A 333-nucleotide genomic window follows, 5' to 3' on the forward strand; every position below is an offset into this window, starting at 1 on the left:
CGGTAGTTGTAATCCTTCACCCGCACCGACCGGCTCACCACCCGGTGCGCCGAGCTCAGCTTCCACACCGACTCCACGCCGCCGTCGTTCATCCCCGACGGACTGCGCAGCGGCAGACTCACGTCGAACTGGTAGAACTGCTGGTCGTCGGCGAACACCACCACTTCCCGCTTCAGCCGCGCGTTCATCTCGAAGCGGTACCAGATGCCCACTTCCGCCAGCAGCCGTTCGATAAACGCCAGGTCGCTCTCCTGCCACTGCATCACCTGCTCGCGCGCCGGGTAGCGGTTGCGCAGCCGGAACTCGAACTGCCAGCCCTCGAACTGATGCTGA

General features: G+C 64.6%; 1 protein-coding gene. It reads right to left on the reverse strand.

The window, feature by feature from the left end:
* The coding region (locus VSX58_RS22485; protein WP_327619993.1) for a phage late control D family protein at positions 1–333 on the reverse strand (333 nt) is incomplete at both ends.

This window comes from Brenneria populi (genome assembly GCF_036016195.1).
In the GTDB taxonomy this organism is placed as follows: domain Bacteria; phylum Pseudomonadota; class Gammaproteobacteria; order Enterobacterales; family Enterobacteriaceae; genus Brenneria; species Brenneria populi.